The sequence below is a fragment of the Bacteroides sp. ET71 genome (assembly GCF_023336905.1).
In the GTDB taxonomy this organism is placed as follows: domain Bacteria; phylum Bacteroidota; class Bacteroidia; order Bacteroidales; family Bacteroidaceae; genus Bacteroides.
This window is the reverse complement of sequence record NZ_JAMBLS010000051.1, coordinates 1-7,126: the sequence shown is the minus strand read 5'-3', so window position 1 is coordinate 7,126 and position 7,126 is coordinate 1. Positions and strand designations below refer to the sequence as shown.

The window sequence follows — 7,126 nt, the reverse complement described above, 5'->3', positions numbered from 1 at the left end:
CCTGGGCGGTTCTGCTGGAACATTCGTTTCAGGTCTGTTTTGGCAACATTGTGGATGGACGGGTGTGGTAGGAGTAGGAATCGCTTTTACCGTAGCCTCCTTGCTTGTTAATTGCTTCAACTCTAAAACAGCATAAGTGTGGATGTCAAATATTCAGCCTGAATATAGTAATGCAGACCACGGTAAATGGAATGGCTACAGATTCATTGCCCGAAAACAAAGAGAATCTTTGTAGGAATAGGAAATAAACTGATAACAATATGGAGACAAAAGATGGTTTTATCATCCGTCCAATCAAGGAAACGGATAATGCTCAAATGGCTCGTCTGATACGATGTGTTATTGATGAATTTGGTGTGTCGCGTACAGGCACGGTGTATGATGACCCTGTCACGGACTGCATCAGTCAGTCGGTTGAAAATGTAAATACAGAATATTGGGTGATTGATTACGGCGGAGAGATTCAAGGAGGCTGTGGCTTCTATCCCACCAAAGGCTTGCCCGGCAAGTGTGCTGAAATAGTCAAGTATTATTTATCGCCTGCTGTCCGAGAAAAAGGATTGGGAGGCATGATTCTTGATTTGATTGTCCGCCGTGCAAAGGAAGCGGGCTATACCAGCCTGTATATAAAACATTCCCTTCGTTTGGTAAAGCCATTGATATGTATAAGGAACGGGGATTTCAGCTGTTGGATGGTCAACTCGGAGATTCCGGGCATACGGCAACCAGTATATTCATGTTGAAGGTTTTAACCGACTGACACATAGCTTCCCGCATGACAACCTAAACCTCTGAGGAAATGCAATGCATTCATTTGTTATGGATAAGAGTTGCTTTTACCGTGGCTTCCTTGTTTGCAATTTGCCTTAAGCCTCAAACGGCATAAGAGTGGATGCCAATCAGCTGAAAGAATATTGGGAATGATTATTCCAGTCGGAATATTTTTCGTACTTTTGCATCCGTAAGAGTTACCCGAACAAGCAAAGCGATGCAGACTACGGCAATTGGAACGGTTACCAACTCATTACCCCAAAACGAGGTAATTCTTCTAACTCTTTTGATTTCAGGTAGGTATATTTCTTATACAGATTTACGAAATAATTCCTCGACAAGTTATTGCGGTCTTATCTTATCCCTTACACGAATAATCGCAGCGATTTATTAAAAAGCCAGATTTAGCCACTCTCTCTATTTAAAAATCTATAAAAACTCTCTGTAATTTCATGGAACTACAGAAGGTCACTATTACAGAGTTTCGCTTCAAAAAGGTCACCTGAAGGTCACTGTATAAAAGAAAAAGCACTTGCGATTTCTCGTAAGTGCTTGATTCTTAACGTGGACCAGCCAGGGCTTGAACCTGGGACCTCCAGATTATGAGAACGATAAAATGATATTTTGTGATAGCCTGTTTAGCTGATTTTAATTGTATATCAGATGGTTATAGGTTTTACTATCCCCTATGAAACTCATTAAATGCCCCTAACTGAAACCGTTTGTTTACGCAGAATTAGGGAGGTAAATGGCTATTAAGCTCGTTGGAAGGGTAATGTTAAGTACCCTCTTTTGTTTTGCATAAAGCATAATGTTGTCGCAAATAATTTATAATTTTGCGACAAATACAATGTAATGACCAGCATAGAAGACCATATTTTGACTGAACTCGGAAACCTGTTTTTATCGCATATCTTAGAGATAAGAATTCATCTGGATATGGCAATCTCTCGTTAGTCTTTTAGCTCATTCTGTAATCTGCAAAAAATATATAATACTATTTTGCACGATAGAACGATTGTCATAAAACCAATATAAACCTTCTCCCAAGATGTGAATTTTCTTTTCGGTTGACCTAATACTTTTCTCAAATGTTCCATTGTATTCAAAATTTAAGTTAGGGGCAGAGATTGTCAATACGGCATTCCTTTTGCAGGAATACCAAGACAAAGACACAGGTAAAGCCAAGGTCCAAGACCGGATGTTTTTTATACCCATAAACATCCGCCGTTTGTTAGTTAGGTATCCTTATTCTAATTTCCATGAAATAAAGCGACAACCTCTGCCCCATCAAAGCCGTGATTAGCATCCATTGAGATGCAAGTTCACGACACCTTTTTTTATTCTTCAAGCCGGCTTAGTTGCTCATAAGTGCTTTGCAAGGCTTCCGGCACATTAATTTTCAGTTTAGAGATGCGTTCCTGCTCTTTCAGTTGCCATTCCTTGTATTGAGTGAAAAGCTTCATGTGGCATTGTTTTTCACTTTCCAGTTCCTGCTTGAACCGATGTATATTTTCTAAAGTCTGCTTCTCGGCTTGTTTTTTGATAGCAAACTTCATTTTATTCAGCTCCCGTTCATTCTGACGATGCCATTTTTGGAGTTCGAAAAACACATCTTCTACTTTTTGCGGGTCAACGGAAGGAACATGAGCGTAAATCAGCGTGTCTTTTCCATTACCATCGGTACTGTAAGGCTTCATGATTCCGTTCTGTAGTTCCTCACGAGCAGAAGAAAATTGGCCTCCGGGATGGATGTATTTTCCAATAGTAGCAGCTACGGCTTCCAATTGCAGATAGCGGTTACGCTCCTTGATATTCATTTGAGCAATGATATCCGTTTCCGTCGTTTCCTTCGGACAGGATGGACTGGAAGGTATTTCGAATCCTTGAAGCGTACACCATTCTTCAAATGTAAAGTTTGCTACCCGTTTCAATTCTTTGTCTTTAGCCTTGACTGCTTCCCTCATCCAAGCGCAAAAAGCGTTCATTGCGGCTATGTTTTCTAAAAGAGGACGCACTTGGTCCAGCATATTCCCGTCATAACCGACACATATAGTTTTTCCCGATTCAGAAGGTGAGCCTACAATATCAACTTTCGTAGTCAAAAAAGTCATGTTTTTCAACTTTGCCTCATTCCCGGCTATGACTTCTTGCGCCAAATCTGCCAAATGCGATGCCGATGTGGAAGTCAGCCCGTGATTGTCAAAGAATATTTCATTAATATTATTCATGCCGTTTTATTAATTAGTGAGTTTGATTATACGAAGACAAACAAAGATACACTGCATTGATTTAAAATATTGGTACATTCTTGTATTCCCCATATCACCTCTATATTTTGTTTTGTCAAATTGTTTAAACAATCTAATACACTCTCAAGCTCCTTCATCATCAACGAATATGAAGAGTTGAACGAGACAGACAGAATAATGGCTGATACCACAGTTATCCCATGTTTCCTTATTTCCTCCATCGCAATTTCTATTTGAGCGGAAACCGAGATGCGGGCATCAACGGTTATCTGCATTACGACTTTATACTTATCAGCGAATTTTCTGAAATCATTCAGATCTAAATTAATCAATCCTTCTGCTTGGGCTACATTGATGAAATAATCTTTTGTTATTTCCTGTTCATCCTTGATAACTCGTATCAAATCTTCTCTACTTGATTCTTTCATTTCTATTTACTATTAAAAACCTATTCTTACCCACCGTTCTTCCGACATTCCTCCACAAAGCGATACAAGCAGGAAAAGCATTATGGCAGAAATAATACATATCCAAATGAACATGACAATATGCTCTCGTTTCATTTCGTTCCTCCATGAAATGTTCTTCCCATATTCTTTCGTGCCATCTCTTCCGTCCCGCCAAAGTAAGTGATTTCCCACAGCAAGCCTGCTACAAGCTCTTGTGGCGTAATCACGATATCTTTTTCTACCACCACTTCCATGCCAGCTATTTCCGACCACGAAGGATAGCAGGCCATAGGGCAGTCGAGATGATTGTCCGCTTTGTCGTATACAGAGCAGTTCATATCTATCATCGGACTACAGGTTTCCCAACGCCATACTAAACGGATATAGTATTGGGATGATTTTGCCTCCAACGCTTGGACGTTCTGATAGATTCTTTCCCATTTGCCCAAGTCGAGATGTTCGACCAGTTTCGGTTCGTTGGTCTGCCATAAATTCAGGAATGCCGGTCTGATTTCGGCAAAACTGAATTGCGAAAACAGTTCCTTGAATGTCATAACACTATTTTTTTATCATGATACTAATTCCCTCAACCCACCCTCGTCCTTTTTCTAAAAACAATCGGCACAAGGTAATGCGCAATAATCTTCCCCCAGGGGTCGTATGCGTGAATGCGTTTGTACGCTGTGCTGGAGATGCGCGGTAATAACCATGCCTCTACCAGTTGCCACCTTGGTTTGTTGCCCCTGCCATGTGACAAGGAAGTGCCGCCATTGTCTGATGCAAAGAAGGACTATGCCTTATTATGTCAAATTAAATCTACCGACCAGTTCAGGCTTTGTAGCTTCATATCCAGGTTTCGGAGCTGTTTGGAATAGTTGTCCGTAACCTTTCTTATTTCACCCACGTCCACCGTGCGGACATATTTTATCTCCTGTCGCCCGTAACGGTCATTTCCAACAACATGTTTCAAGAGGTCGCGCATTACCGTCAGACGCAACTTCAATGTGTCTTTGCGGGCAATCATTTGGGTGAGAGTTTCTCCCTCGTGCACGGTTTGCATGTTGGTGCGGTTAATCCGATAGACAATCTCTTCGAATTGCGAAAGGCATTCATCCAATTCTTTATACAATTCGTTCACGTCCTCAGAAGGTTGGTCACCTTCCTGCACCTTAGCACTGTACTTTAGCCGACTTTTCAATTGGTCGATCCTGTTTTGCAGGTCGGCGCGGATGCTTAATGCTTCTGCCAGTTTCATTCTATTCCTCCTATTTGGTTTGATGATGCAAAGTTCCGTCATCAAAGTGCCAAATCGCAGCACAAGGCGAAGATATTTTGTATTTCCATCATAAATTTTCGAACCACATGTAGAGTAATGCAAACGAAAGCAGACGAAAGCAGACGAAAAAATAATCAGCCTATGCTCCGATTCGGCGCATCGAAAGGCTTCCTTTGCCGTGAAATAAAATATCATCTTATGAAAAATAGCGAAGATTGGAAAGAGGCTGCCAAGAAGCAGCAAAATAAAATAGAGGCATGGAGGCTTTCTTATCTTTCGGTAGAAGAATTATTATGCCTGCAGTTGCTGGGGTATTCTCCCAAGCAACTATATGAAGACATGGAAAGCGAAAGATATTCACTGAAAGAAAGGGCTTCCATGTCCATTCGCGAACTCGACAAGGCAAAACGGATATTAGACAAGCAAGCAAAAGCCGGAGTGTTCACCATCTCTTACTATGACAAAGCGTATCCTCATCACTTCCGCCATTTACGAGAAGACGCACCGCCGCTCGTCCACGTGCTAGGGAATAAGGATTTACTCAACCGTGAAGACAATGTGGCTATCATTGGTGCCCGTGCTGCGGACAAAGATGGATTGGACATGGCATACGGGCTTGCTAAACAGATGGGTGAACAAGGACATATCGTCATCAGTGGTCTGGCTTTGGGATGCGACACGGCTGCCCACCAGGGTTGTCTTGATGCGAGCGGACAGACAATCGCTGTGGTGGCCTCAGGCTTAGATATCACGCATCCAAGAGTGAACAAATCGTTGCAGGACGAAATAATCGCCAAGGGCGGAGCCATCCTTTCCGAACATCCTTTCGGCGTGAAAGCTAACCCCACAAAGCTGGTGGCGCGTTGCCGTATGCAAGTTATCTTGACCCAATCGGTTATCGTGGTTCAATGTCCCATCATCAGTGGCACGATGTATGCCGTGCGCTTCGCCCAAGAATATAACGGGGGTCCCTTTGGTTGGGAAAACAATGTTTATTCTGTCCGGTATGATACGCAGAATGAGCTGAACGCCGGCAATAAATTCCTGCTCGATTATAACTTGGCTCTGCCCATTAGACCTGGGCAGGAGATAACATTAGACTTAGATAATAAAATTGTTATAGCATAACACTTCTAATACAAATAATTATGACACTAAAAGAACTATTAACACAAGTTGGTTTCGACGAACTTCTTCCGCATTTGAAAAAGCGTGAACCAAAGCATCTTGATAACATGTATGCTTTCCGTGAGGCATACGACATTCTTCAAAGCATGAAACCTGACACGGAGTTTAAAGGAGAAATACACGTGGAATGGTCTGGCGGAGTATTTGAATGCGAGGAAAAATGGATTCGCGTCGGACCAATGCATGACAGCAGTTGGGAAGAAGACTTGGCCAAGGAAATCGTCATAGCCGATGATGTGCATCTTTCTCCGGCAGAACTCGCCATGCATTGCTTGTGGGAAATCACGTATTGGGGATTTTCACCTGCGGAAAGACAGGAAACATGGCAAAGAAAATTCGGCTCAAAGGTTTTGAATAATAAGTATGAAGTTGCTTTGGATAAACTGGAAGAAAGCATCTGGCGGCATCAAATTCCACGCCGACTACGCAGTAAAGGGAAGGACGGACGGCGTTATGTCAAGTGGACAAACACACGTGATTTCTTTAACAATCGCATGAACCGTTCAAAACGAAAGCGGGAATACCGTCAGGACAAACGGAAAGAATATCTGCGCAAGATGGCCGCACGCGAGAACTTGGTAAGGAAGCTTTCCGCCGAAGGCAGCAGCTTCCGGCGAAACGAGGTGGAGTTTCTGCTCCATGTCCAATACGGCAGGCAGTATGATTACCGCTCGGTGACCTCAAACATTGAAAACAGGTTGGATTATATCTTTGAATCAATGACCCGTTACCAACAACTGGACTTGTCCCGATACAATTCAGCCGTGATATTCTTACAGTTCCCATTAGGAAAGCCGGTAGATGAATTATCCCTGAACTCATTTAAACAAGGAATCCGTGAGTGGTTGGGCTATACAGACATTTACTTTGGAAGTGTCGGAGTGGAAACTGAAGCACCGGATGTAAACGTGACTTTGCTGCTCAGCAGGCGAATGGAGAAATGAGAGTTTAATATCCTCAAAATATTAACTTCGCCTATTACGGACTAAGATTTCCGTCCGTAATAGGTGATTTCCCAAAACAATCCTGCCGTCAATTCTTGTGGTGTAATAATGATGTCATGCTCTATATTGATGTCCATGCCCAAGATTTCAGACAAAGGAATATAGGTTGCCATTGGCTGAAAAATTTCATCCGCTTCTTTGTCGTAGACAGAGCAGTTCATGTCAATCATTGGAGAACACCCCTCC

General features: G+C 42.4%; 7 protein-coding genes and 1 pseudogene. 3 read left to right on the top strand and 5 right to left on the bottom strand.

Annotated elements, in window-relative coordinates:
* Positions 1-260 precede the first annotated feature (260 nt).
* Complete coding sequence (locus tag M3090_RS14495; RefSeq protein WP_249057521.1) at positions 261-743, top strand: GNAT family N-acetyltransferase; 483 nt, start codon at positions 261-263, stop codon at positions 741-743.
* A gap of 1,368 nt (positions 744-2,111) precedes the next feature.
* On the opposite strand, the gene M3090_RS14490 is transcribed toward M3090_RS14495, so the two are convergent.
* The 4 genes from M3090_RS14490 to M3090_RS14475 all read right to left on the bottom strand — a co-directional run bounded on the left by M3090_RS14490 (position 2,112) and on the right by M3090_RS14475 (position 4,727).
* Positions 2,112-3,002, bottom strand: a complete 891-nt coding sequence (locus tag M3090_RS14490; RefSeq protein WP_249057519.1) for a hypothetical protein — start codon at positions 3,000-3,002, stop codon at positions 2,112-2,114.
* A gap of 26 nt (positions 3,003-3,028) precedes the next feature.
* Complete coding sequence (locus tag M3090_RS14485; protein ID WP_249057517.1) at positions 3,029-3,451, bottom strand: hypothetical protein; 423 nt, start codon at positions 3,449-3,451, stop codon at positions 3,029-3,031.
* A gap of 131 nt (positions 3,452-3,582) precedes the next feature.
* Positions 3,583-4,026, bottom strand: a complete 444-nt coding sequence (locus M3090_RS14480; RefSeq protein ID WP_249057514.1) for a DUF6557 family protein — start codon at positions 4,024-4,026, stop codon at positions 3,583-3,585.
* Between the two features lie 251 nt (positions 4,027-4,277).
* Positions 4,278-4,727: a DIP1984 family protein gene (locus tag M3090_RS14475; protein ID WP_249057512.1), complete on the bottom strand. Its 450-nt coding sequence runs from the start codon at positions 4,725-4,727 to the stop codon at positions 4,278-4,280.
* Positions 4,728-4,946: 219 nt separating this feature from the next.
* Here M3090_RS14475 and M3090_RS14470 point away from each other — a divergent pair, with 219 nt between their 5' ends.
* Positions 4,947-5,876: a DNA-processing protein DprA gene (locus M3090_RS14470; protein ID WP_249057510.1), complete on the top strand. Its 930-nt coding sequence runs from the start codon at positions 4,947-4,949 to the stop codon at positions 5,874-5,876.
* A 20-nt stretch (positions 5,877-5,896) separates the two neighbouring features.
* Positions 5,897-6,880, top strand: a complete 984-nt coding sequence (locus M3090_RS14465) for a hypothetical protein (protein ID WP_249057508.1) — start codon at positions 5,897-5,899, stop codon at positions 6,878-6,880.
* A 41-nt stretch (positions 6,881-6,921) separates the two neighbouring features.
* On the opposite strand, the pseudogene M3090_RS14460 reads toward M3090_RS14465, so the two are convergent.
* Positions 6,922-7,126 (bottom strand): annotated as a pseudogene (locus tag M3090_RS14460) (DUF6557 family protein); the annotation flags it as partial.

Excerpts from the sequence above, each read along its gene's own strand:
- M3090_RS14495 (WP_249057521.1), top strand. The coding sequence starts at position 261 with ATGGAGACAAAAGATGGTTTTATCATCCGTCCAATCAAGGAAACGGAT.
- M3090_RS14490 (WP_249057519.1), bottom strand. The coding sequence starts at position 3,002 with ATGAATAATATTAATGAAATATTCTTTGACAATCACGGGCTGACTTCC.
- M3090_RS14470 (WP_249057510.1), top strand. The coding sequence starts at position 4,947 with ATGAAAAATAGCGAAGATTGGAAAGAGGCTGCCAAGAAGCAGCAAAAT.
- M3090_RS14465 (WP_249057508.1), top strand. The coding sequence starts at position 5,897 with ATGACACTAAAAGAACTATTAACACAAGTTGGTTTCGACGAACTTCTT.
- M3090_RS14480 (WP_249057514.1), bottom strand. The coding sequence starts at position 4,026 with ATGACATTCAAGGAACTGTTTTCGCAATTCAGTTTTGCCGAAATCAGA.
- M3090_RS14475 (WP_249057512.1), bottom strand. The coding sequence starts at position 4,727 with ATGAAACTGGCAGAAGCATTAAGCATCCGCGCCGACCTGCAAAACAGG.
- M3090_RS14485 (WP_249057517.1), bottom strand. The coding sequence starts at position 3,451 with ATGAAAGAATCAAGTAGAGAAGATTTGATACGAGTTATCAAGGATGAA.